This is a genomic window from Photobacterium phosphoreum, assembly GCF_002954725.1.
GTDB lineage: Bacteria > Pseudomonadota > Gammaproteobacteria > Enterobacterales > Vibrionaceae > Photobacterium > Photobacterium phosphoreum.
On sequence record NZ_MSCQ01000002.1, the window covers coordinates 139403 to 163173 of the forward strand.

19 protein-coding genes are annotated in these 23771 nt (G+C 38.2%); 8 read left to right on the top strand and 11 right to left on the bottom strand.

The window, feature by feature from the left end:
- Nucleotides 1-73: 73 nt before the first annotated feature.
- The 3 genes from BTO21_RS12765 to BTO21_RS12775 all read right to left on the bottom strand — a co-directional run bounded on the left by BTO21_RS12765 (nt 74) and on the right by BTO21_RS12775 (nt 4271).
- Entirely contained in the window at nt 74-1987 is a 1914-nt protein-coding gene (locus BTO21_RS12765; protein WP_045028130.1) for a pyridoxal phosphate-dependent decarboxylase family protein, read from the bottom strand.
- A gap of 233 nt (nt 1988-2220) precedes the next feature.
- Nucleotides 2221-3663 carry an APC family permease gene (locus BTO21_RS12770; RefSeq protein WP_045028131.1) on the bottom strand — a complete coding sequence of 481 codons (1443 nt, stop codon included), beginning with the start codon at nt 3661-3663 and terminating at the stop codon, nt 2221-2223.
- A 263-nt stretch (nt 3664-3926) separates the two neighbouring features.
- Entirely contained in the window at nt 3927-4271 is a 345-nt protein-coding gene (locus tag BTO21_RS12775; protein WP_128973065.1) for a hypothetical protein, read from the bottom strand.
- A gap of 578 nt (nt 4272-4849) precedes the next feature.
- Between BTO21_RS12775 and BTO21_RS12780 the strand changes: the two genes are divergently transcribed.
- A complete protein-coding gene (locus tag BTO21_RS12780) occupies nt 4850-5557 on the top strand; it encodes an FCD domain-containing protein (RefSeq protein WP_306665728.1) in 708 nt (235 codons plus the stop codon).
- Between the two features lie 1117 nt (nt 5558-6674).
- Here BTO21_RS12780 and BTO21_RS12785 read toward each other — a convergent pair.
- Nucleotides 6675-7547: a DUF2971 domain-containing protein gene (locus tag BTO21_RS12785; protein WP_105026842.1), complete on the bottom strand. Its 873-nt coding sequence runs from the start codon at nt 7545-7547 to the stop codon at nt 6675-6677.
- A 214-nt stretch (nt 7548-7761) separates the two neighbouring features.
- The gene (locus BTO21_RS12790; RefSeq protein WP_045030308.1) at nt 7762-8034 is read right to left on the bottom strand and encodes a hypothetical protein; all 273 of its coding nucleotides are present in this window, start codon (nt 8032-8034) and stop codon (nt 7762-7764) included.
- Between the two features lie 724 nt (nt 8035-8758).
- Here BTO21_RS12790 and BTO21_RS12795 point away from each other — a divergent pair.
- A complete protein-coding gene (locus BTO21_RS12795) occupies nt 8759-9940 on the top strand; it encodes an amino acid aminotransferase (protein ID WP_045030307.1) in 1182 nt (393 codons plus the stop codon).
- Nucleotides 9941-10048: 108 nt separating this feature from the next.
- On the opposite strand, the gene BTO21_RS12800 is transcribed toward BTO21_RS12795, so the two are convergent.
- Together BTO21_RS12800 and BTO21_RS12805 are read right to left on the bottom strand one after the other, a co-directional pair.
- The gene (locus BTO21_RS12800; RefSeq protein WP_045030306.1) at nt 10049-10429 is read right to left on the bottom strand and encodes a PH domain-containing protein; all 381 of its coding nucleotides are present in this window, start codon (nt 10427-10429) and stop codon (nt 10049-10051) included.
- Between the two features lie 82 nt (nt 10430-10511).
- Nucleotides 10512-10934 carry a DUF3859 domain-containing protein gene (locus BTO21_RS12805; RefSeq protein WP_045030305.1) on the bottom strand — a complete coding sequence of 141 codons (423 nt, stop codon included), beginning with the start codon at nt 10932-10934 and terminating at the stop codon, nt 10512-10514.
- Nucleotides 10935-11138: 204 nt separating this feature from the next.
- On the opposite strand from BTO21_RS12805, the gene BTO21_RS12810 reads away from it, so the two are divergent.
- The 3 genes from BTO21_RS12810 (at nt 11139) to BTO21_RS12820 (ending at nt 14847) form a co-directional block, all read left to right on the top strand.
- Complete coding sequence (locus BTO21_RS12810; RefSeq protein WP_045030304.1) at nt 11139-12059, top strand: LysR family transcriptional regulator; 921 nt, start codon at nt 11139-11141, stop codon at nt 12057-12059.
- Between the two features lie 206 nt (nt 12060-12265).
- On the top strand, nt 12266-13375 hold the full coding sequence (locus BTO21_RS12815; protein ID WP_045030302.1) for an NAD/NADP octopine/nopaline dehydrogenase family protein: 1110 nt from the start codon (nt 12266-12268) through the stop codon (nt 13373-13375).
- 65 nt (nt 13376-13440) lie between these two features.
- Complete coding sequence (locus BTO21_RS12820) at nt 13441-14847, top strand: YfcC family protein (protein ID WP_045030300.1); 1407 nt, start codon at nt 13441-13443, stop codon at nt 14845-14847.
- 60 nt (nt 14848-14907) lie between these two features.
- On the opposite strand, the gene BTO21_RS12825 is transcribed toward BTO21_RS12820, so the two are convergent.
- Nucleotides 14908-15732, bottom strand: a complete 825-nt coding sequence (locus tag BTO21_RS12825) for a 5'-methylthioadenosine/S-adenosylhomocysteine nucleosidase (RefSeq protein WP_045030298.1) — start codon at nt 15730-15732, stop codon at nt 14908-14910.
- A 194-nt stretch (nt 15733-15926) separates the two neighbouring features.
- Between BTO21_RS12825 and BTO21_RS12830 the strand changes: the two genes are divergently transcribed.
- Nucleotides 15927-19361, top strand: a complete 3435-nt coding sequence (locus BTO21_RS12830; protein WP_045030296.1) for a M66 family metalloprotease — start codon at nt 15927-15929, stop codon at nt 19359-19361.
- Nucleotides 19362-19505: 144 nt separating this feature from the next.
- Here the strand turns inward: BTO21_RS12830 and BTO21_RS12835 are convergent, their stop codons facing one another.
- Nucleotides 19506-20423 (bottom strand): permease, encoded by a 918-nt coding sequence (locus tag BTO21_RS12835; protein WP_045030294.1) that lies wholly within the window; start codon nt 20421-20423, stop codon nt 19506-19508.
- Nucleotides 20424-20568: 145 nt separating this feature from the next.
- A complete protein-coding gene (locus BTO21_RS12840; protein WP_420874935.1) occupies nt 20569-20874 on the bottom strand; it encodes an ArsR/SmtB family transcription factor in 306 nt (101 codons plus the stop codon).
- Between the two features lie 199 nt (nt 20875-21073).
- Here BTO21_RS12840 and BTO21_RS12845 point away from each other — a divergent pair, with 199 nt between their 5' ends.
- On the top strand, nt 21074-22042 hold the full coding sequence (locus BTO21_RS12845) for a nucleoside hydrolase (protein WP_045030292.1): 969 nt from the start codon (nt 21074-21076) through the stop codon (nt 22040-22042).
- 83 nt (nt 22043-22125) lie between these two features.
- Here BTO21_RS12845 and BTO21_RS12850 read toward each other — a convergent pair whose 3' ends face one another.
- Nucleotides 22126-22659, bottom strand: a complete 534-nt coding sequence (locus tag BTO21_RS12850) for a class I SAM-dependent methyltransferase (protein WP_045030289.1) — start codon at nt 22657-22659, stop codon at nt 22126-22128.
- A gap of 361 nt (nt 22660-23020) precedes the next feature.
- Here BTO21_RS12850 and BTO21_RS12855 point away from each other — a divergent pair, with 361 nt between their 5' ends.
- Nucleotides 23021-23464: a DUF6789 family protein gene (locus BTO21_RS12855; protein WP_045030287.1), complete on the top strand. Its 444-nt coding sequence runs from the start codon at nt 23021-23023 to the stop codon at nt 23462-23464.
- Nucleotides 23465-23771: the final 307 nt, after the last annotated feature.

Here is a 23771-nt window from a genome sequence, read left to right on the forward strand (position 1 = left end):
AATTAATAGCGATATGAATTGATTTCATTGTTATAAAAAAACGCCAGTCATGAGACTGGCGCTGTATTCCTTATTAAGCAGCTGTATGTGCTAATTTTTGTTTGTTTTCTTCATCAATAATTTCACTTAGAAGACTTGTGAATACATCACGAAGGTTATTCCAGTAATTATTAAAGCGAATTTCATCACGTAGGAAGTGAGTCATTACCGCTGAACGAAGAATATAAACAGAACCGACAGTGTTCCACTCATTTTCACTAAAGCCACGGCTTTCAGCATAGATACGTGGTGTCTGACCGTATTCTTCTTCTGATAGTGAAGTTGAAGAGGTTAGGAAGTCTTTAGTGTAAGTACGACCTGTTGCGTAAGAGCATAGTTCGTAAATGCGTTGGTTTAGTTTGTTATGCGCTTCTAAGCTATCGTTACCGATTTCTTTAAACGTAAAGTCAACCATGTGGAAGTCTGGGTGCATAAGAGGGCGAACCTCAAAGCGACGACCATCAACTACAAATGGTTCTGCTGTTGCTAATTTCTTCGCAAACCAATCAGCAGTTACAATACCGCGACCAATAACATGACCGTAACCACTTACGTTTAGTGGTACTAGACGGTGTGCAGCCCAAACAGCAGCCGCCGTTGCACCTGCTTTTGAGCCTTCCATAATAGAAGAACCTAGCACAACTTGTTTGTCTTCTTCGTTATCATCGTCAGCTTCTTCAAAAACATAAGCCGCGTGATAAGAGATCAAATCAACAATACGCTTATCTTTCATTGCAACAGCGCCGGCAGCGTATTGAATGAAACCCACTTTATGTGGATCGACAGTGATAGAATCTGCTTCAGACATTGCCGCAAACGCATCGTATACTGCACGTTTAGGCCATACAACACCTTCAGGAATCACATCATCGTTACGATAACGCTCAATCAGTGCATCGTATTCCATGAATTGGTTGTCATCATCAAGGAACATTGAACGCACGTAACCGCCGTATGCCGCATCAATGTGAACGTAGAAAGAAGCACCGTATTTTTCTTCACATTCTTGACGAAGTTTCATCACTTCATGAACCGAATCAATAGAACCTTCTTCAGTGGTACCGACTACAGATACCATACCAAGAATTGGTGTGCCTTCTTCCATTAGTTTAAAGGTAACTTCACGCATTTTTTCAACGTCAGTACGGTAGTTACCATCAACGTCTAGTGGAACAATGTGTTCTTGACCTAGGCCAAGTACGTCCATTGCTTTCATCCAAGAGTAGTGCTTAGAACGAGGAACTAAGAATTTACCTAGTTTGCCAGCATCAACCCCGACACCACGGGCTGTTAATGCACGCACTTCTTCAAAGATGCCGCGTTTTTTCAATTCATCAGTTAAATCAAGAATATCTTTAGATTTCATGTTAAGTAACTGATGTTCAGTCATACCTTCAACAAGATCTTTTGATTTTTCACAAGCAGCAATCGCTAGAGGCATTGTTTTAAGGTTACGTGCAACCCAAACGCCTTCATAGTTAGCCACTGTACCGCCAGAAGTAATGTGTGCCCAAGATTTATTTACATCATAGCCAAACATACGGCATAGGTCATGACCTGCAGCCAACTCAAGCTCTGTTGTCACAGGAGAAGCCTCATGTGCACAGTTATTTGGGTTGTAAAGCATGGTCATCACGTATGCAAGATTTGACACCATTAATGTATCAGCATTCATGTGGCCTAAATAACGAGGCGAGAACCAAGGCACAGACTTTGTTTTAAGACGTGCTGATAGATCTTGTAGAATGCCTTCAGTGCGGTAAAGCGTATCGCGGAAATCAGGTTGATGTTGTGTAACTGGCGTCATTAATGGCGCATCTTCAGGGTGGAAGTCAGAACGCCAGTGCATGTGTTCACTGATTGCGTAATCCATCATTTCTTTGAAGAATACTTGGTTTTCTGATTTTGGACCTAAAAATAGGGCATCCACGTTCATTTTGTTGCTCATAATAAAACCTATTTACTTATCAATAAACGCAATTCAAAAGACGGTCTGTGAGTCATTGAATATATTGTTTTAGTAGTTAATTTAATAATTTTTGGTCTGAGACCGCTAAATCGATTGTTATATAGAGAGGAAAGCCATTACCGATAAGTCATTAATTGTATTTAACGGCATTAACGGCTTTCTCTCTATTACCTGCGATAGCGTTGATAAACGTTAAGGAGGTTTGTTATTTATTAATGTGCTTTAGTTGCCGCTTTTGCTAGTTCAGCTCGGTTTGAACGTTTACCCCATGCATAGACAATAATTGGGATAATAATCATGACAAGTAAGCCAAAGAACTGGAAGTTGAAGTAACTGCTTGCAGTACCGACGTAGCTTGATGGTGCTTCAAAGCCAAAGTAACCAGCAAGTAGACATGTTGCGATACCTAAGCCTGAACAAATCCAGATACCAATGTTGCCACCAGGAACGGTAAAGCTACGTTTAACATCAGGACGCTTGTAGCGTAGGTAGATTGCAGCAGAGAACATCAGTAAGTAAGCAACGATATAAACAAGAGACGTTAAACCTAGAAGCATAAAGTAGAATGAATCCACGTTAGGCATTACACAGATAAGCACACCCACAATTGAGATTAGGATAGCTTGTAGGTAAATAAGGTTAACAGGTACGCCTTCTTTGTTTGTTTTTTGAAGTACTTTAGGTAGTGCGCCAGCGTTAGCTGTTGCTTGTAGACCACGTACTGGACCTAGTACCCAAGAGTTAACTTGACCCGCAAGACCGATAGCCATACAAACTGCCATGATAGGTGTTAACCAGCCTAGACCCCACATATCGAAGTATGTTTGGAATGCTTGGATAAGACCGGCAGTCATTGAGATGTGTTTAGTTGGAATACCAATGAAGATTGCGAATGAACCTGCAACCGACACAATCACAACAAATAATGCTACTAGGAATACTGCGATTGGGTAGTTACGTTCAGCATTTTTAACGTGAGATACGTTAGAAGCTGATACTTCCATACCCATTACAACGAATACGAAGCCGATGAACAGTGCCCAAGTGCCTCTATCTGAAAAATCAGGAATAAGGTTTGCTGTAGTGAATGAAAGGTCAGTAACAATAGGGTGGCCACCTGCAAGGTAAGCAATCGCACATGCTACAAGAACAAAGAATGGTAAGAACACACCCAAGATTACACAAAGAGTGGATACCCAACCTAGTGTTTTAACACCACGCATATTACCTAGCGTACATGCCCAATAAACCACTAAGATCACGGCAAGAATGTACATCTTGTTTTGTGCTAATGCAGGATCAAAAGCATAAGCGAATATTGCACCGACAATCATCAGAATTGATGTCATGCCGAAAACCATTTGAATCCACTGCATCCATACCGCAATGAAACCCATACGTTCGCCAAATGCTTCACGAACCCAGATAAAGATACCACCATCTTCAGGCCAAGCTGTTGCTAGCTCTGCTGAAACAAGTGCTGTTGGAATCATGAAGCAAATTGCTGCTGCTAGTGTTAAGAATATCGTCATCATTCCCGGCTGCGCTGTCATTGGGAGTGTACGAACACTCATAACAACCGCCGCGGTAATCATAACGAAACTAAATACGCCAATCTTAGCGGATTTAGCGGGTGCAGAATTGGAGCTTGCCATTGTAAACCTCAAAATCTATCTGTTAAGCAGTAAAGACTTAAAGAACGATACTCTATGATTTATTTTAAAATATCGATATTTAAACTGTCTGTCCGTAAAAATCGATTTTATAATAATGATCGATTTTACTTTTGTGAAGCGAATTTAGCTGTCAAATTTCGATAGTTTAATTTGCATTTTTAAGCAATTGTCGTTTTGGCGGGAGTTGTATATTACGAGGGATTTTTACTAATCATTATGCATATTGTAATAAAAGGGGGTTGTTAACGTACTAAACGAGCAACAATAACCGTTACTAAACTTGCGATAAGTGCCGTAATAGCTGCGATGAATAAGGTAACTGCCGGAGATAAAATATACAGTGAAATATAATGGTCACTGGTTTTACTGATAACATTTACAGCGTAAGGCATTGTAATAGAAAAACATATACAGGTTACCCAAGCAAAAAATAATACCCATGCCGAATATGATTGGATGGTGGTGAGGGTTTTGTTATGGAAATATTCATATTGGTTAATAATATAATGTAAGCTAAAAAGAGGGACTAATGACCACAGAATAATTGCGAGACTAAAGACGCTGTGTTGGTTATGCCAATTGAACATAATTATATGAATGATAAATATGCTAACAATCGAATAAATACGGTAAGTCATAGTAATAAAAGCTAAATTAGGCAGTAATGACGAACATTATATTTTTTATCGGGCATAAATATCGCTACATTGCTCATAAAAAAGCACAAGAGCGGCTATTTCTAAATATTATGATTATAAATGTGACATTTAGAGGATTTATCGGTAGTTATAAGATGTTGAAATGCCATAATGGGATAAAACATTGTTAGTGTTAGTCGGTTAAGCTATTAATTCTAAAGGGATGTATTCAAGTTTGCGTTAGAAACGATCATTTTTAGGATAAAAAGCCGATTGTGATAGATAATACGCTATCTTATTTAAGAGCTTATTATTGTGTTATCACTATGGTTATATAATGACTTATGGTTAATTAATCATTTTTGTTGCATAAAATCAGCGGTGACATTACGCGTAAATAGTCAGCTTTTTATAATGTGTAAGCGTAAAAAAGTCGGTGATGATAAGTATGTGTGCTTAGCGAACACCGAGTTTTATATTTTATAGTATGAGAATGAAGGCGAGATGGTTGGTATGAAATGGGTGGTATGAACAAAAATAACTTTGCAACCATAAGCGATAGAGTGATGTGTCAAATTCGGCATGATATCTTATGTGGTGAATTTGAAGCAGGTCAGAAGCTTATTCTTAGTGATTTAAAAGAACGCTATCAAGTTGGCGGTACACCATTACGAGAAGCGATGGTGCAATTGTCATGGCAAAAATATGTCACCATGAAACCACAAAAAGGTTTTTGGGTGGCTGATGTGTCACTGGATGAATTACGTGGAATTTTAAAAACACGGTTAGCGTTAGGTCATGTAGCACTGCAAGATGCGATTAAAAAGGGTGATGAGGCATGGGAATTACAGATCCTAACCGCTTTTCATAAACTCAATCGTCTTGATCCTGAATCAGTAGTTTTTGATTATGATGAATGGGAATTGCGCCATAAAGAATTTCATTTATCGCTCGTGTCATGTGAAGGATCTGAATTTATTCGAGGCATGATCTCGCATATTTACGATCAACAAGAACGTTACCGACATTTCTTATTGAATGCACGTTTATCGCCAGACAAACAATACCATGACAATGGTGAGCATGAAGCACTAATGAAAGCAGTATTAGCCCGTAATGCTGAATTAGCCTGTCAGTTATTAGAAGAACATAGTGAGCGTTTATATTCTTTACTTGAAGCCGCCCCGTCGTTAAAAGCGTTATTGAATCTACCCGGTGATGAGACCATTTGGTAACAACGGCCATTAATGGGTTAAACATAAAACCTTTTATAAATATGATGCTAAATTTCAAATCAATGAGTTGTATTGCTTGTCAATACGACTTTTTTTGAGATTAGGCAACGTTGAATAAGGTTAGATTTTTCATATCACAACACATCACGAATTGTACCTAAGCGAAAGATCTCTTTGTCATTGATGGTAACCAGCATATTTTATTCAACTCATATTGATTAGCAGATACTGATCACTATAGAAAAACAGGACATTTTAGCTTTGCAGAAAAGAGACACTTTACCTTGGGGGCTACAAAAAGAACGCCAACAATTATTGGCGCAACAAGGACAGACTGACAATGACTATTAAACAATAAGATTAAAGGTATTACTAAAACTAATCCAAAATCACGTTAATACGATATGAAAAAGAAATATAGGACAGCCATATCTTTTCTTTAAAAACTCAACGTACTGCAAGTAAATATTCTATCTCCCTCGCGGGAATTTACTTCAACGGTAGGGAATGACGAGGTTGGGCTTGTCATTTATTGTAAATAATCACGATCGTTAGGTGTGGCATTCACTCAGCCCAATATCCGTCATCTCGGAAGTCGAGAAACGAGGCTATCCGTGATCTACTCAACGCGTGATTGAGCCTAAAAGACACCAGTGAAACATGTTAAATTTTACGGAGAAACATAAACTCTACAACACGTGGACAGTAGATTCCCTATCGCCCTCGCGGGCATTCACTGTAGGGAATGACGATAATCAGCGCTGACAATAGCGTTAATTCTTATCTACTTTCTAAAGGGAAAATTATGGATGTCCTATATTTTCAGATCACTATAGAAAAACAGGACATTTTAGCTTTGGAGGAAAGAGACACTTTACCTTGGGACCTACACAGTTGGGACATATAACAGATGTTATGTGGAATGGGTGGGGACTTTCGTTGATGTGTGATGATATTGGTGAAGTTGGTTGTGACAGAATTGCTTGGTGATCACACATAAGCGATTCAGAAGAAAACTAACTATTGGACAGAAATGAGTTACGAATAATTGAATACTCTGACTTTTCGGATTTATATTGTATGTAATAAACTTATTGATAATTTTATTTATAAAACATTAACTAGTAAGTTCAGGAATATCATGTAGTTGTGGCATGAATTCATGCTGACCAAACTTCATCTGTAATAGAGTATCTCTATATATTTTACCATTTATAGAATCTTCTCTTGCCCCAAGAATAAACGAGTTAACGAATTTAGAAAAATCGCCAATATTTTTATATCTCACTTCATCATCCTTGAAATACACTAATGTATCACTTGTTATTTTATATTCAACTTTGCTTGGCGTAGACTTAAAAAAAAGTATATTTGTATTAGCAAACTGACGCATAACATTTTCGATAAACTCTCTTTCTGCACGAAATCCAAATATGATCTTCTCAACGGAATTAATATTTATCGGCACATCAAGGAACTTTCTATCTTCATGATTAGGGTCTCCTAATACAAGACGAAATTCTTCTTCGTATTGCCATGATTTTTCTTTTCGGAATTGATATTTTACCATATGCGGCAAAGTAATTGGATTACATTTAGGGTTGTCTATGTCTTGTGGAAGTATCATTCCTCCATATAAACTGTCAATATCATCACCTAAGGGTGAATCAGTGTACTTAATGGAGTCGGCCCATGATGTATTTGTATCTATTAGAAGTGATCTAGGGTTGTATGCTATACAAAAACCTTTGTGATTTTCCGCATAATTACCCCACATTACATTGTTATGACAACTTTTAGATGTGCAGTATATAAATTGTCTCTTTAAATCTTGTATACCTTCAACGGATTCAGCGCCAGGATAAATCTCACCATCATAAATATCATTAAAGGTTTCTCCGATGGAGAATCGAATTGAACCGCCAAGATACTCGTAAAGATGAGGCTCTTGGTATTTATATATAAATGTTGGTAGTGGGCCAAAATACATTATTATCTTAAAAATCCAATCTTTTATATGGTTTTAAATATATAATTTAATTATATATTTAAGTGTACAGTAAAACTATTTTATATGAAAGGAAATAGTTTAAACCTATTTCGGTGTACAAGTTCATTAAGCCACAACAATTCGCAATATTTACTTATATAAGGTGGCTTGGGTTTGTTAAACACGTCGGATATGTGTTTAACTGAAGTTTACGCTATTTCTCTCGTATCTTTCGTATTGAAATACCTGCTATTCCAACAAATGCCCAACCAGCAGAATTGAGAAACAGGCAAGTAAGGCTTTTGCCGGAATCCAAAGTAGACGTCACTAAGAAAATACATATGGAAGATAAAAGAATAAACACCCACCAAAAACCTTTTGGTTTAAATACTTTATCTAACAAAACTATAACAATAAAACAGACAGATAATCCTATTAGCATACTAACCCCAAAGTTCAGCCAGCCTTTCTCAAGTAGTATTTCCATTGTTCCTCCATGAACACATAACATTATATTAGTGCGAATACGTATTGATACTCTTTAGAACGTGACAAAATAATAACAATTAACTAATTGTATTTAAATCACTTCACACGAAAATTCGCGATGAATCTTAGCGGTAAAGTACGCACAATTAAAAGCAAAAAAATGTGACTTTAGAGCCACTTCCCAATATCACTGCAAAAGAAACCAGTTTATTGGATAGTGTGATAAATGACGCGAAGTGAATTGTGGGAGGTTATTAAGATAAGTTTTATTAGGGAAAAATCAACGTAGGATAAGAGCCAGTAGTATTGACTGAAACAAACAATGGGGCAAAAATTAGTTATATACTTAGATTTGTTATTGCCACTGCCATTTTAGGTATACCCAAACGAAACCATCTCACAGTACCCCTCAACCCGCATTGCAGCATTTGAGAAACTACCTATAAGAAACCAACTTAAATTAAACCAGTAGGTGATGATAATGCTGATCCGTGTTTACCTTCTTGAAATGATTTTGGATGGCGAGCAGATAACAGAAGTAAATTAACCTCAATCCATTGAATCGTAATGTAAAATGGTTATCTACCTAAAATAACACAATGACGTTTACCGTAATCAATTCATTACCGTAACAATAAATCTGTGTGATGTGATTATTTCTAATGACGCCATGAAATTGAAATGCTAGTTTGAATTCATGCTTGTTAAAAGGAATTTAAAATATGTTCGCACAACTTTCTCCCGCGCAACCAGATCCAATATTGTCATTATCATTAATTTACAACGCAGATCTACGTGATCATAAAATGGATCTAGGGATTGGCGTTTACCGTAATAATCATGGTCAGACACCGATCATGACTGCTATCTCACAGGCAGAACAACGCTTAATTCAAACTCAAACCACTAAATCTTATGTGGGACTTGCGGGCAGTGAAGTGTTTAATCAATGTATGATTGATCTACTGCTGGCAGATACATCAGCACATAATCGTACTGTTGGCGTTCAAACCCCTGGCGCCAGTGGTGCATTGCGAATGCTGGCTGATCTGATTCATGTCGCTAATGCTGATACCACGGTTTGGCTGACAGATCCAAGTTATGTTAACCATAAACCAGTGATGGAAGCAGCAGGATTAAAAGTTAAATTTTATCCTTATTTTGATCGTGTAACCAAGCGCGTAAATACTGATGCAATGTTGTCGGCATTAGCGCAAGCGGGTCGCAATGATGTGGTATTACTGCATGGTTGCTGTCATAACCCAACCGGTGCCGATATTAGCTTTGATGATTGGCAAGCGATCACCGCATTAGCCAATAAAAATGGTTTTATGCCGTTTGTTGATATGGCATACCTTGGTTTTGGTGAGGGTCTTGAACAAGATGGCGCAGGCTTGAAGTTCATGGCTGATAATATTGAAGAAATGGTGATCGCAACCTCATGCTCTAAGAACTTTGGTTTGTACCGTGAGCGTACTGGAGCAGCGTTATTAGTCGGTAATACGGTTAATGATGCCCAAAAAGCAAAAGGGCGACTGCTTACTTTAGCTCGTGCAAGTTATACCATGCCACCTGATCATGGTGCGGCATTGGTGGCTGATATTTTAACTGATACCGCATTAACAGCAGTATGGAAACAAGAATTGGTGGTGATGCAGCAACGTATTATTGGGTTACGTCAGTGCTTAGTGAAAACGTTGGCGGCTAAAGGGTGTGACCAATTTACGTTTATTGCCGATCATAAAGGTATGTTCTCAATGACAGGGCTATCACCTGAGCAGATTATGCGTTTACGTGATGAGTTTGCGATTTATGCGGTGGGTGATGGTCGAGTGAATATTGCTGGTTTACAAGAACAACAGATTGATTACCTTGCGGATGCATTGATTGCGGTTACTCAGTAATTGTTGTTTTTTAAGGTGTTAATAGTAAAAAGGTTCGCTAGTTGGCGAACCTTTTTACTTATGGTTGTATCAAAAAATATATCAATCTATTAGATAATGGCTTTATCGTTATTTTCCAGCAATTTTTGCAGCTAGTAGGCCTTGTAAGGCGTAGACATTAGTTGAACCGTTAAATTCAAGTGCAATTGGGTCGTGTTGACCTGAGATCCACAGCTTTAATTCTGCATCTAAATCAAAGTGTCCCGTGGTTTCAACGGTGTACATCGTAATTGATTTATAGGGTAAAGAGCGATATTCCACTTTACGGCCAGTTAGGCCTTGCTTATCAATTAAAATTAAACGGCGATCTGTTAGGATGATCATATCGCGAATTAATTTATAGGCTAATTCGATGTGCTCACCTTGACCAAGAATCGTTGCTAATTCTTCGGTAGCATCGTCAAGATCCATTTCACCCGCATTACCTAAGACTGCATTAAAAAATCCCATGAATTATTCCTTATTAAAATAACAAAATCAGCACTTATTGAATCATGAGAGTGTAATCGAATTGTGTTTTTTATACTAGTAATTAGCAACCACGACGTTTCCAAAATTGGTTTTCATCATGGCTATAAACGTTAAAGGTTTTCTCTGCGATAATAGTATTGTTTATTTCTAGTGTCATTCGCCAAGCCCCGATTTTAGTATCAATAGGAGCCCAGATAGTATCGCCTAAGTAAAAATCCCAATCGTTGTTACGTACATGCAATTCGCCATCAAAAGGGGGCATGATCTCACCGTCAGCATCAATAATATTAGGGTGGTAAATGCAATAGCGTATTTTTTCACCTTTGGCTTTTTTAATATTGACGCTAAAACCAAATTCCATATCTATTTCTGCAGGAATATCTAACGTGAATTGTTGAATTTTAGGTAACTTTTTTGATTCAGAATCCCAGATAGAATAAATGCCGTATGAATCGATGCGAATAATAGCTTTTGATTTTGCCATATTTGAGTCGCTATTGCTGGTGGATGAATGGCTAGTATAGCGGCAAATGTAAACTGACCATATAGGCTCAAGTATGTTAATAGTAAGAGAGGGTAGCTATAAGATTATGTTTTAGTTGATGTTGTAGTTTGCTTTGAGTATCAAAGTTTTTATTAATAATTGTGTTTATTATTGAAACCATTATTTATATGTATATTGGTGCTTATGAAGTTGTCATATCTAAATGCTTTTCGGGCTGTTGTTGAATGCCAAACAGTAACCGCAGCCGCAGAATTATTGAATATTAGCCAACCCGCAGTGAGCCGTTTATTATCCAGTTTAGAAGAACAACTAAAATTTAAGCTGTTTATACGACAGCGTAACCGTTTAGTGTTAAGTGATGAGGGGCAAGCTTTTTATCTAGAGGTCGCCAAAGTTTTTGAGGCGGTTAATGGGCTTGATAGTGCAGCTGAAGCGATTAGAACCCACCATCTAGGATCATTAACTATTGCTGCAATGCCAGTACTCTCTCACGCTTTTTTACCACGAATTTTAGCCAATTTTTTACAGCATAATTGTCAAACTAAAATAGGATTAAAAACCTATCGTTCTGAAGATGTCCTACGCCAAATTCAAGCCCAAACGACGGACATAGGTTTTGCTTTTACTGCAGAAGATATTGCTGGTGTTAATAGTCAAACGGTGACATGCCAGTGTGTTGCATTAATTCCAGCATCATCACAATTAGCACGAAAATCAACAATATCAGTGGCAGATTTAAGTAATGAATGTGTGATACGGCATGAAAAGGACATGATCCAACGCTGTATTGATACTTTGTTACGGCGTAATGAGATCAAAATTAATAAACAAATTGAAGTTTCACTAGCCAGTACGGCGGCTGCGTTAGTTGCTGAAGGGGTAGGTATTGCGATCACCGATCCTTTTACGGCGTATTTAGCCAATGAAACTCGTGATGTAGTGATGCGACCATTGGCATTTAATTTACCGTTTGAGTTTACGATCTTATATCCCGGATTAAGGCCAATACATCGACATGCTGAACGGTTTATTGAGCAATTTATGTTAACCGCAGACAGTATGGATATTTATTTAAAAATAGGCCCAATGCATAGCTTGTCATAACTCGAAATCGTAAGAGATCACATTATAAAGATGAAAGTGCTATCAATTTAATGTGTTTTATCTTGTTGTATTTTATGGTTTTATATTGTTTTTTTATTCCTAGCTATAACTTAAAGACATAGTGTATTTAGGTTATAGCATTATTGTTCGTTAGTGATTTTTCTTAATGTGATTTACATCTTATGTCATCATATCAAGGAATAATTATGACAACGCATGTTTCTATTATTGGTTCAGGTAACGCAGGGTTAACAGCGGCATACCATCTTACATTACAAGGTGCGGATGTATGTTTATATGGTGCAAAAGGGTTTGATCAACCGTTAGCAGATATAGAGGCCAATGGAGGGATCACTGCATTAGCAACGAGTAACAACGTCGAATTATCCTTTGCTGGTTTTCAAGCTATTGATACGGTAACGCGAGATTTAAAACAAGCCGTTGATTATGCTGACGTGCTGATATTACCTGTGCCTTCTTTTGCTCAAGAACCGTTATTTCGTGCCATGTTACCGCATTTAAAAAATGGGCAATTAATTATGTTAATGCCCGGTAATTATGGCTCGTTAGTGTTAAATAAAATTAAGCATGATGAAGGGTATCATGATTTAGATATAACCTTTGTTGATGCTATTTCTATTCCATGGGCAACACGTATTGTCGGCCCTGCGGAATTAGCCATTTTAGGCATGAAAAACTACCTTCCTGTTGCAGCCTTGCCTGCTTGTCGAACACAAGCGGCAATTGCACGTTTACAACCATTGATGCCTTTACCGTTAACCGCATTGGATAACGTTATTATGGCAGGGTTAGAAAATATTAATTTTGGCGGCCATCCATTACTGACAACCTTAAATATGGGCCTGTTAGAGAATTTTGATGGCCAGTTTAATTATTATAAAGATTGCTGTTCAGTATCAACGGCACGTGCTGCTGCGGTAATGGAAAAAGAGCGTTTAGCCATTGGGCAAGCACTTGGGTTGTGTTTAACCACTGAGCTTGATGCGATGAACGCGTTATATAGTATGGATTGTAAAACGGTTTATGATACCAATCGCACTTCAGAAACTCATGGTAAATTAAACAGTGCGCCTAATTCTGCGAGTAACCGTTATATCACTGAAGATGCTGCTTATTTACTCGTTCCATGTTATGAATTTGCTCAATTAACAGGGGTGGAAACTCCGATTATAACTGCATGTCTCCATATTGATAATGCCTATAACGATACCGATTATTTTAAAAATGGCCGTACACTAAAACAAATGGGATTAGAAGGAATGCTTGTTAGTGACATCATGGCGTATGTTGCGTAGCGCTCAAATAGCATAAGTCTCTAAAGAGGCTCGTAGATAGAGCCTCTATTTTCAAGGATCGCGTTATGAAAACACTTAAATTTCCTTCAGCTTATACGATTTTAATGTTACTTACGGTGTTAATGGCAGCCTTAACATGGTTGATCCCTGCTGGTCAGTATCAAATGGTTAATAATGAAACCTTGGGGAAAATGGTGCCGTTAGTCGGTTCCTATCAAACGGTTGAAGCTAACCCGCAAGGATTTCTTGATATATTAATGGCGCCAATTCAAGGTTTTTATGATCCTGCGAATTATATGGCCCGCGCTGTTGATGTGGCGTTGTTTGTCCTCGTTATCGGTGGTTATCTTGCCGTTGTAACCCAAACCGGTGCGATTGATGCTGGTATTGCTAAAATCATGGTTTATTTAAAAGGAAAAGAGCGCTGGATGATCCCTATCTTAATGGGATTATTTGCATTAGGTGGCACTGTCTATGGGATGGCAGAAGAAACAATTCCATTTTATGCCTTACTTATTCCAGTAATGATTGCAGCAGGTTATGACTCTGTGGTTGGTGTCGCAATTATTATGGTGGGAGCAGGTATTGGCTGTTTGGGCTCAACGATTAACCCTTTTGCGACCGTTATTGCATCAAATGCAGCGGAAATTAATTTTGTTGATGGCATTGGACTACGATTAGCTATTCTAATCATCGGCTGGTTAGCGTGTGTTATTTATGTGATGCGTTACGCTGATAAAGTAAAACGTGATCCATCATTGTCTTTGGTGGCAACACAACGTGAAGCTAATACTGCATATTTCCTACATGGGAGTAATGAAACTGCGCCTGAATTAACACTTACGCGTAAAATTGTGCTGGCTATTTTTGGTTTAACCTTTGCGATTATGATGTGGGGTGTTGCATCTGAAGGATGGTGGATGGCAGAGTTGTCAGCCTTATTTATTGGCTCTAGCATTGTTGCAGGTTTAGTCGGTAAATTATCTGAAGTTGAAATAACAGACAGTTTTATTAATGGAGCTCGAGATTTACTGGGTGTGGCATTAATTATTGCGATTGCGCGGGGACTCGTCGTCGTGATGGATGACGGTAATATTACTCATACCATTTTAAATTTTGCGGAAGGCTTATTAGTGGGTCTGCCACAAGTGTTATTTATTAATGCTATTTATTGGATCGAAGCAGTATTATGTTTAGTTATACCGTCGTCATCAGGATTAGCCGTGTTATCAATGCCAATTTTAGCCCCATTAGCTGATTTTGCTGGTGTTGGTCGTGAGTTAGTTGTAACAGCGTTTCAATCTGCGTCTGGTTTACCTAATTTAGTGACACCGACATCGGGTGTTGTGATGGGAGGCTTAGCCATTGGTAGAATTGGATATTCGACATGGTTACGCTTTATTGGTCCATTATTGGCATTTTTAACCACAATGGTAATGATATTACTGAGTCTTGGTGTGGTGTTAAGCTGATTTATATTGGTATTCATTTAATAGAGTAGGGGCGATGCTATCGCCCCTAGCGTTGTTACTTTAATTACGCATCATGATGATTTTTTTCGTGTAATCCAGTACAAATTGCTGACAATCAACCGCAGTCTGAGGATCAAAATCTTGGTTGTGCAGATCAGTATTAGACAAAATACGGATACCAATAAAAGGGACTTTATAAGCTTGAGCCACTAACGCTGCTGATGAAGTTTCCATTTCCTCAACAGCAGTATTGAAATTACTGTGTAGCCAATTAATACGATCAACTTCGCGGTTCCACTCATCTGCGGTGCCGATAATACCGGTCACTACCTTGCCTTTTTTGTAACTGCTTGCCATCGATTGGGCGATATTCACTAAACCTTGATCGGCATAGAAAGCATCATGGTCAACTAATTTCCCTTGATCACGCAATCGCATCGTAACGCTGAAATTCTGCCATTGAGTAGGGTCAATACCTTGGCCTTTTTCAGTAAATTCTGATTTATATGCGCCCATATTAAAACTGGTTTTGCCAATAACAATATCGCCACGTTTTAATTTTGGATCATGCCCGCCCGATGTGCCTTGGTTAATAATCAATGCAGGTTTAAAACGCTCTATCGCTAGGGTCGTTGCTGCTGCGGCATTGGCGATACCGACCTCTGTACGGGAAATCACTACTGGATAATCATTAATTGTTCCTTGCCAAAATGTCCATGCACCCACCGTTATTTGTGATTGGTTTTTAAGTGCGTTGATTAAGGTGGTTGTTTCTATGTCCATTGCGCCCTGAATTAAGATTGGGTTAGATGTTGGTGTAGCAGCAATGCTCATTGGTGACAGAATAAGGCAGCAAAGAATGAAACCACGTTTAAGTAAAGACATTAAGATTCCTAAGGAATTGAAAGATAAAAGCAGCGGCTAATGTAATTAAAGCAAACGTTTGCGTCAATTGTTTTTGAGTAACCGATCAGTAATAATTTTTATACTTATCATAAAAATAACTTGTATGTATTGATGATGTCATTTATTTTGGTGGCAGCGAAATAATGCTCGCTTTAGATTAGAGGAATTATGCGATGAAAATTAAACTGTTATCCGTACTTATTGCTGGAAGTTTATTCAGCTCTGGTGTTTTGGCAACTGAAAATACGTTGACAAAAATGGCAGAAAATACCTTTGAAACACTCAATAATATGCAAGCATTAGCTCAACAACCGAGCAATGTTATTGATCGTGATGGGCAACGATATTTGCAATATAAAGGTAAAGAGTACCGGTTGAATCATGACCAATCACCGATTTTTCCTCTAAGTGATGCTAAAGGTGAATATAGCGCAGCCTTCCCATTTGTTGGTCCGGAATGGGAATATGTTGCCTACAATGGCGGTTTTTATCTTCTTCATCGTCAATTTGGCATTATGAACCCTGACGATAGTGGGTGTTTTGTTGAATATATTCCAGCCGCGCGTGGCTCTCAACGTGATGACGGTAGTTATATTTGGGAAAGTGAATTAGTACAGCAAACAGTGACTTCTGACTGTGGTGACTTAGCCATGCCTACTATCTCTGGGTTTAAGACTGGCTCAGTGTCTGATATCGGTGTTGAACTGGTTTGGGATGATACGGTAGAAGGTAATAAATACACGATTGAATTGACTTCAAGTAAAGTCGGCGAGTCATCAATTACTTATCAATACCCAGCAAGTGATTCTGGTTTCTATATTGGTGATCTTGAGCCTGAAACACAATATGGTGTGAAGCTTATTGAATGTAATCAACTTGGATGTGATGAAAAAACCTTTTCTTTTAATACCTTATCATCACGTTTAAGTTATAACGATAGCCGTAAAGCGGTTAATCATTTAGTGGGCAATTTAAAGGCAAATATTGCATTAGCACAAACCCATACCAGTGTTGCCCCCTATGGTAATGATGAACTTAACCACCCTAATTTGGTGATGGATCGTGAAGCATTGTTACTTGTAACGCCTAAAGGTCAAAATATTAACCAATTATGGGTTGATGTTGAGCTAGATGGCGTTAGCGTGGGCCGTTTCCTTATGCATCCGCCAAGTGCATTACCCGATACAGATCAACTCGATAATGGCAAAAGTAAAGTGATGTTCTCTCATCACGCATGGAATTTACCATTAAGTTGGGAATGGATGAAGCCGGGGTTAGCACTACGTTTTAGTGATAATCGCAATCGTGAAGGTGAACTGAGTCAAGATATGTTTGTCTTTGGCGGTGCACCAGAGTTGGTTATTCAAAATATTGATATCGGTATGCTTGTTGAGCCGCGTAATCAATATGACATGATCAATAATATGGAACAGTTAGCTACTGATTATTTCCAGAAAATTCCTGTCTCTAAAATGGTAGTGGCTGATTATACGCCATTGCACCTTCGCAAAGTAACGCTGCCAAATGGTAAGGTTTACACCAAAGCCAGTGAATATGAAACGCCGGGAATTTATGCTGGTGATATGCGTGAATCTATCGGTAAGAATTTAATATCTATTGGTATAAATAATGCAAATTTCGGTATTGTTGATACTGCAGGTAATAATTCTAGTTGGCCGCGCCCATTTAGTCATATTACTGCCCATAATAACCGCGGTCGTTATTTAGCTAAAGATAAAGATGGGGTTGTTACGTCTACTGTTGTTAACCATGGTTTAAGCGGTGGCGGTGGTATTGTCACGCTAAGTTCTACCCGTGGTAATGAGTGGTCACATGAACTTGGGCATAATTTTGGCCGTGGTCATCATCCTCAAAATTCTTCTATTCATGATATGGAATCTGGCTGGGGTTGGGATGCGCGTTATCAACGTTTCATTGGTAACCTTCATTGGTCGGATGCTGCAATCACCATGACCAACGATAATAGTGGTGAAACTGTGCCACCATTTGCGAATGAATTCCGTTTTATGCGTGAAGCAATGGGCGGCGGTGAAAATGCATTAACAGGTTTGATCAGTAATTATACTTTAGAGCACCCAATGGCAACGCGAGTGACTCAAGATTGGTTTAATCGCTCTAATAATCTTGATATGGATAGCTCAACAGGTTTTGTGAAATGGGATCAAACAAGCCAACGTTATGTTGAATCAGAAACAGGTTTTGCGGCGGCTACACAACAAGGCGTACCCGTGATCACTGTGCTTGGAATTTATGATCCAACTGAAACAAACTCGAGCCAGATATACCCTTTAACGTATTCAAATTATGGTAACTTATTTGATCTACCAGCGCCGAGTACCACAACTCCGCAACGTGAAGGTTGGGTATCAGTCGCTGATATGAGTGACACTGAACGTTACGATACCGAATGGCAACAGATCAAAATAGACAATCAATGGCTGCCGTTATGTCAGTTTAGCTATACCAATAGTAATGGCGAGAACGCAAATTTTGTCGGTTTTGAAAATGCTGAAGCAGCGACATGTCAAGTATCAGCAGATATGTTCTGGTCGGTTAATAATCAACGTGAAGTACCTGTTTCTAGCGTTAATGATTACCAATTGTTAGCATCTAAAGGTGACAAACTAGGTAATGTTACTTATACGCCAACAGTTGAATTAGGTGAAAAGACCTTGTGTTCATTGGATAAATCAGGCACATCGCATGATGGCGCTGGATTTATTGAGAATAATAAGTGTACACAAATTGCCAATATTAAGCATACCAACGGCGCTACTTGGGCCTATGCAACTCACCAAGGTGGCATCAAGCAATATAGTTTTGCTTCACAAAAGCAGTGTCAGCTAGTGGTTGAAGGTGAAAATGGTGACATTACGAATATCGCGCTAAGTGGCTCTCGCCATAACAGTAATGAAAGTAATAAATTACACCTTAATTTACCTGCGGATAACCACCCAGCTCGTATTACAATTCAATGTTCGTCAGCGACAGGCTCTGAATCGGTGTTAGATACCGTGGCGACACCGCGTAATCCTGCTGTTGCTAATCTGAGAGGGCCAGTAATTGTAGGTCAAGAACATGGTTATAAAGTACTTGAGTCTGCAATTCCTGCGGGTTGGTTTGCACATACTGAAGGATTTGATCCTAAGACATTATCAAATCGAGATCGTAGCTCATTAGCCACGTTGAGCATGGGAAGTGAAAGACCCAATGTTTGTCGATTCCCATTAACGATTAATGGCGTAGAGCAAACTGTTCATGGTTACGTTGAAGATTTTGGTAACGGTGATTTCCAATGTACTGGCGGTACAGAAATAACGGTAGCAGATAGCCAAGGTGAACAGCCTTTATTATCGGTTGTTAATCAATTTGAGTGGATGTCTTTAAATGATCCTAAACACGTTGGCCAACGTGTGAAAGCGGTTGAAGGCAGTGATGCTAATTTATGTAGCGTAACCCGCGGCGGTTTTTATGGTGCCGGCTTTGTAAATGCTGGTGGGCAATGTACTCAAGTTCCTGGTATTAAATGGTCAAATGGCAACCATTGGACATTCTCTAGCGGTTATGGGCAATACAGTTACCGTTAATTAAAGATGAGAGTAAAGAACGGCTAATGTAACGTCGTTATTGAACATCAGGTTTATGGTACTTTAAATTAATCCCTCAACGCATTAGGTTGAGGGATTTTTTATTTTTGGACGATTAATAATTATTACAAAGTTGAATAGTGATTAAAAGATGAATTGATACAGATATCCCGCACTGATAGCCATGCCAAGAATTACGACTAAGAATGCAATAATCATTTGATTTTTAAAAATTGATTTGAGTAAGATCACTTCGGTTAAACTCGCTCCTGCACTACCAATGATCAATGCCATCACTGCGCCTAAGCCCATGCCTTTTGCGGCTAATGCAGCACTTAATGGAATAACGGCTTCTGCACGAATATAAAGTGGAATACCAATGATGGCTGCAACAGGGATCGCAAAAGGATTATTATCACTGGCGACTTTTGCTACAAATTCCGTCGGCATAAAACCATAAATCATCGAGCCTAGCGCGATACCACCAATCAAATAGGGCAATACTTTTTTAAAATCTGTCCATGTGGTTTGCCAAATTTGAAGCCACTTATTAGTCGGTTTTGGGCTTGAATTACAGCTTGATCCACAGCACGATGGCTTAGGCTCGCTATAAGCTTCGGCTTTAATGTATTTTTCAAAGCCTAATTTTTCTAATAAATACCCTGCAATAATAGAAACACCCATTGCGATCACAAAATAAAATACCGTTACTTTTATGCCAAAGGTAACCGCAAATAAACCAATAATAATCGGGTTAAGCAGTGGGCTTGCAAATAGAAACACCATCATGGTGCCAAACCCGGCTTTTGCTCGTAGTAATCCTTTTAAAAATGGAATAGTTGAACATGAACAAAAGGGAGTAATAGCACCGAGTAATCCTGCAATAAAGTAGCCTTTACCATTTTTGCCACTAAGAATCGTTTGAATCTTTGCTGGTGGAATATACAGTTGTAGTACTCCGACTAAGTAGCTAATCGCAATAAAGAGTACGGTCAGTTCAATCGCAAGAAAACCAAACATATGGAGGGTATTCATTATCATTTCTGAAGTAATGGTGAACATATCAATTATCTCTGCATTTCTAGTATTATCGAAATATAAGGTCAAAAAAGATCTTTGTCAAAACTATATTTCGATATTTATGGAATTATTTAAGGCTAGAAAAAGTGACTTTGTTTAATATATTGAATAATAAAGAGATTGTTTGTTACTGTTCGTCAATACAACATTCATCTTGTAAAAAATGGATCACATCAGTTAAAGCATCATATTGAGCCACACAAAAAAGGGTACGTCCTTCACGACGTTGAGTCAGTAACCCTGCAGAGGCGAGGCTAGAGATATGGTGTGATAGGGTAGAACCTGGGATATTTAGTTGCTGCTGAATATCGCCAACTGCAATCCCTTGATAACCAGCTTTAATGACGCGTTTAAAAATAGTTAAACGGGTTGGATGACCTAATTCTTTAAATGATTTAGCAATGTGGTTAATGTCTATTGAATGCGTTGTCATTATTAAAGTGACCTTCTATCGTAATATTTATTTCTGTTATTATCGAAATATAACCAACTGTAGCCCAAAAAGAAAGTTAACAGCATCACTTATTTATCTACAACTATCACAGTAACGGTGTTGTCTGTCCTTTATTCTATTTTGATTCCACTAAAAATATCGATACAGCGGTATCTAAATAAGGGCTATAGAACAAATCATGACCAAGAAAATTATATTAGATACAGATCCAGGTATTGATGATGCGATGGCGATTTTATTTGCAGAAGCCCATCCTGATATTGAATTGCTTGCCCTTACCACTGTATTTGGCAATGCAACCATTGATAATGGCACCCGTAATGCTTTGTATCTTAAAGATCGTTTTAAGATGAAAGCTGTCATTGCAAAAGGAGCCAGTCAACCATTGGTTCGCGCGCCTGTTGGGCCGACAGAAATTGTTCATGGTGTGACAGGATTAGGCGATGTTCAGATCCCAGATTCATTTGTTGGTCATCATGATTCGCGTCCAGCCTATCAATATATTATTGATACTGTAAAAGCGTACCCTCACGAAATTACGTTGGTGGCTGTTGGACCGTTAACTAATCTTGCGTTAGCATTACAAGCAGCCCCTGAAATCGCCGACTTAGTGGCAGAGGTTGTGGTAATGGGCGGTGCATTTGGAGTTAATGATCACCGTGGCAATGTTACCCCTTATGCAGAAGCCAATATTCATGATGATCCTCACGCTGCGGATATTGTATTTTGTGCGCCTTGGTCTGTGACGATAATAGGGTTAGATGTTACTGAGGAAAGTTTTTTTAGTGCGACTTATCTTGAACAATTACGTCATGATGCTGGCGATGTCGGTGAGTTTATTTTTGATATTAGTCGTTATTATTTACGCTTTTATTCACAAAAAGTCGGTCTGGATGGTTGTCATGTTCATGATCCATCAGCAATTGCTTATGTGATTGATCCAACGTTATTCACCACACGAAAAGGCGCTGTGCGGGTTGTGTGTGATGGCCCAGCTTCGGGAATGACCTTACAAAAACTGGATAATAGACGGTATCAAACCGATGAATGGTCATCGATGCCAGCCCAACAGGTTGGCGTGACAGTAAATGCCAGCCGATTATTAGATTTATACCGTCAAACTATTATTGAATATCAGCACTCATAAATAGATAACATTGCGGCTACGTTAATTAAGTAGCCGCTTGATGTTTTATCGCTAGGTTACTGGCGTTTTATATAGACAATAGATTATAAACTGTCGTCTTTTTCGTAAACAAACACAGTGGCTGGTGGAATATTAAGCCAGACTTTTTTTATCTTAGTCAGAATAAGTTTATTGTTGTGTAAATTTTCTGCTCCAAATGGGCATCGATTTAAATAAGTATATTGGATCAACTTGCCACCATGATCTAATACCGCACTTATATCATGCAAGGCTTTGGTTCTAGTGTCGGTACTAAAGTTCACGAAAGGAATGCTAGAAATGATAGTTTTCACTTTTTGATGTTGATGCCTTTCTTTCATTGTAAAAAGGTCTGATACGCAAATCGTTTTATTTATTTTCGTTAGGGATTTATAAAAAATAGAATTATTTTCATAGGCATAAATAGTATCGACTGATTGAACGGTAGCAAGTTTACGCGTGATCACACCAGAACCTGCACCTAATTCAATAACAGTGCCTTCTGGTGATATGTGTGAAATCATCTCTTGAACTAAAAATTGACTGCTCGATATGATAGAGCCGGTATTTTTAGGATTTCTTAAAAATTCAATTATCACGATAGATAGACATCATAAAAAAAACATAAAGCATAATTACACTATAAATGAGGAAAAACCGCCAACAAATGTGATGTTTTGTGAAATAGGCAATGAAATATCTATTGTTCATTACATTAAATGGGTGAAGTAGGTATAACTTTATTCGTTATAGGATGTATTTTTAAGAATAGCCAACTTGAAGTGATTGTTTCAATCTGTTGCGCTTGAATAAGTATTAGATAATGACTGTATTCTTATTGTATAAGATATAGGCATGATTAACTGCGTTATTATTCGTTTTACCGCATAATCATATTGACCTTCCAGTAAGAGGAAGGTCTATGCTTTAAACATATTCAATCATTCTTTAGGTCGCAGTATGTTTAAAGACAATATAAGTACAGGTAATGTAGTAAAAGCGTTAGTTGGTGGTTTTTTAGGAACACTCGCTTTTACTTTAATGGGTAAATTTCTAGCACCGCATCTTATTGGTCATTCAATGGATGTTGCTGCGATTATTGCTCATATGCTGGGAACATCTGAAAGCATCGGTCTTATGATGCACTTTATGGTAGGTACAATTGTATTTCCTATTGGTTATTTATTGATTGGGTATAGTCGATTACCAGGTTCTGGCTGGCTGCGCGGTCTACTCTTTTTAATTCCTATTTATCTTATTGCGATGACGGTTGTGATACCAATGGCAGGCAAAGGATTATTTTTCCATAGTATGCCAATGTCAATGGTCGCTTTAATGGGACATATGGTTTACGGTATTATTCTTGGTGCTATTGTTGGTACACCGAAAAAGAATAACGCATAAATTAGAATAGTTATTACTTTTTTATTATCACCAAAATTCAATTTTTAATGAATAAGAGTATGGGTTTTGGTGATGATTTTATTTAACGTTATATCAATATATACCGTCCTCATTGGTTATTTTTAATGATGTCTTTGTTATTACAGCTATTAATTACTTGACCACTTCACTATAATAATACTGATAATATAGAGCATTATATAACCTAAAATACCGCTTTATAAAGTCTTAACTGTTTCCCTTCAAGAGTATGAATACGTAACTAATAGTGGTGTATTACCCTTATTATTTAAGAGATTGAGTTATA

What these genes read in the sequence shown, in the direction of transcription:
- BTO21_RS12765 (WP_045028130.1), bottom strand. Translation starts at nt 1,987, where the DNA reads ATGAGCAACAAAATGAACGTGGATGCCCTATTTTTAGGTCCAAAATCA.
- BTO21_RS12770 (WP_045028131.1), bottom strand. Translation starts at nt 3,663, where the DNA reads ATGGCAAGCTCCAATTCTGCACCCGCTAAATCCGCTAAGATTGGCGTA.
- BTO21_RS12775 (WP_128973065.1), bottom strand. Translation starts at nt 4,271, where the DNA reads ATGTTCAATTGGCATAACCAACACAGCGTCTTTAGTCTCGCAATTATT.
- BTO21_RS12780 (WP_306665728.1), top strand. Translation starts at nt 4,850, where the DNA reads ATGAACAAAAATAACTTTGCAACCATAAGCGATAGAGTGATGTGTCAA.
- BTO21_RS12785 (WP_105026842.1), bottom strand. Translation starts at nt 7,547, where the DNA reads ATGTATTTTGGCCCACTACCAACATTTATATATAAATACCAAGAGCCT.
- BTO21_RS12790 (WP_045030308.1), bottom strand. Translation starts at nt 8,034, where the DNA reads ATGGAAATACTACTTGAGAAAGGCTGGCTGAACTTTGGGGTTAGTATG.
- BTO21_RS12795 (WP_045030307.1), top strand. Translation starts at nt 8,759, where the DNA reads ATGTTCGCACAACTTTCTCCCGCGCAACCAGATCCAATATTGTCATTA.
- BTO21_RS12800 (WP_045030306.1), bottom strand. Translation starts at nt 10,429, where the DNA reads ATGGGATTTTTTAATGCAGTCTTAGGTAATGCGGGTGAAATGGATCTT.
- BTO21_RS12805 (WP_045030305.1), bottom strand. Translation starts at nt 10,934, where the DNA reads ATGGCAAAATCAAAAGCTATTATTCGCATCGATTCATACGGCATTTAT.
- BTO21_RS12810 (WP_045030304.1), top strand. Translation starts at nt 11,139, where the DNA reads ATGAAGTTGTCATATCTAAATGCTTTTCGGGCTGTTGTTGAATGCCAA.
- BTO21_RS12815 (WP_045030302.1), top strand. Translation starts at nt 12,266, where the DNA reads ATGACAACGCATGTTTCTATTATTGGTTCAGGTAACGCAGGGTTAACA.
- BTO21_RS12820 (WP_045030300.1), top strand. Translation starts at nt 13,441, where the DNA reads ATGAAAACACTTAAATTTCCTTCAGCTTATACGATTTTAATGTTACTT.
- BTO21_RS12825 (WP_045030298.1), bottom strand. Translation starts at nt 15,732, where the DNA reads ATGTCTTTACTTAAACGTGGTTTCATTCTTTGCTGCCTTATTCTGTCA.
- BTO21_RS12830 (WP_045030296.1), top strand. Translation starts at nt 15,927, where the DNA reads ATGAAAATTAAACTGTTATCCGTACTTATTGCTGGAAGTTTATTCAGC.
- BTO21_RS12835 (WP_045030294.1), bottom strand. Translation starts at nt 20,423, where the DNA reads ATGTTCACCATTACTTCAGAAATGATAATGAATACCCTCCATATGTTT.
- BTO21_RS12840 (WP_420874935.1), bottom strand. Translation starts at nt 20,874, where the DNA reads ATGACAACGCATTCAATAGACATTAACCACATTGCTAAATCATTTAAA.
- BTO21_RS12845 (WP_045030292.1), top strand. Translation starts at nt 21,074, where the DNA reads ATGACCAAGAAAATTATATTAGATACAGATCCAGGTATTGATGATGCG.
- BTO21_RS12855 (WP_045030287.1), top strand. Translation starts at nt 23,021, where the DNA reads ATGTTTAAAGACAATATAAGTACAGGTAATGTAGTAAAAGCGTTAGTT.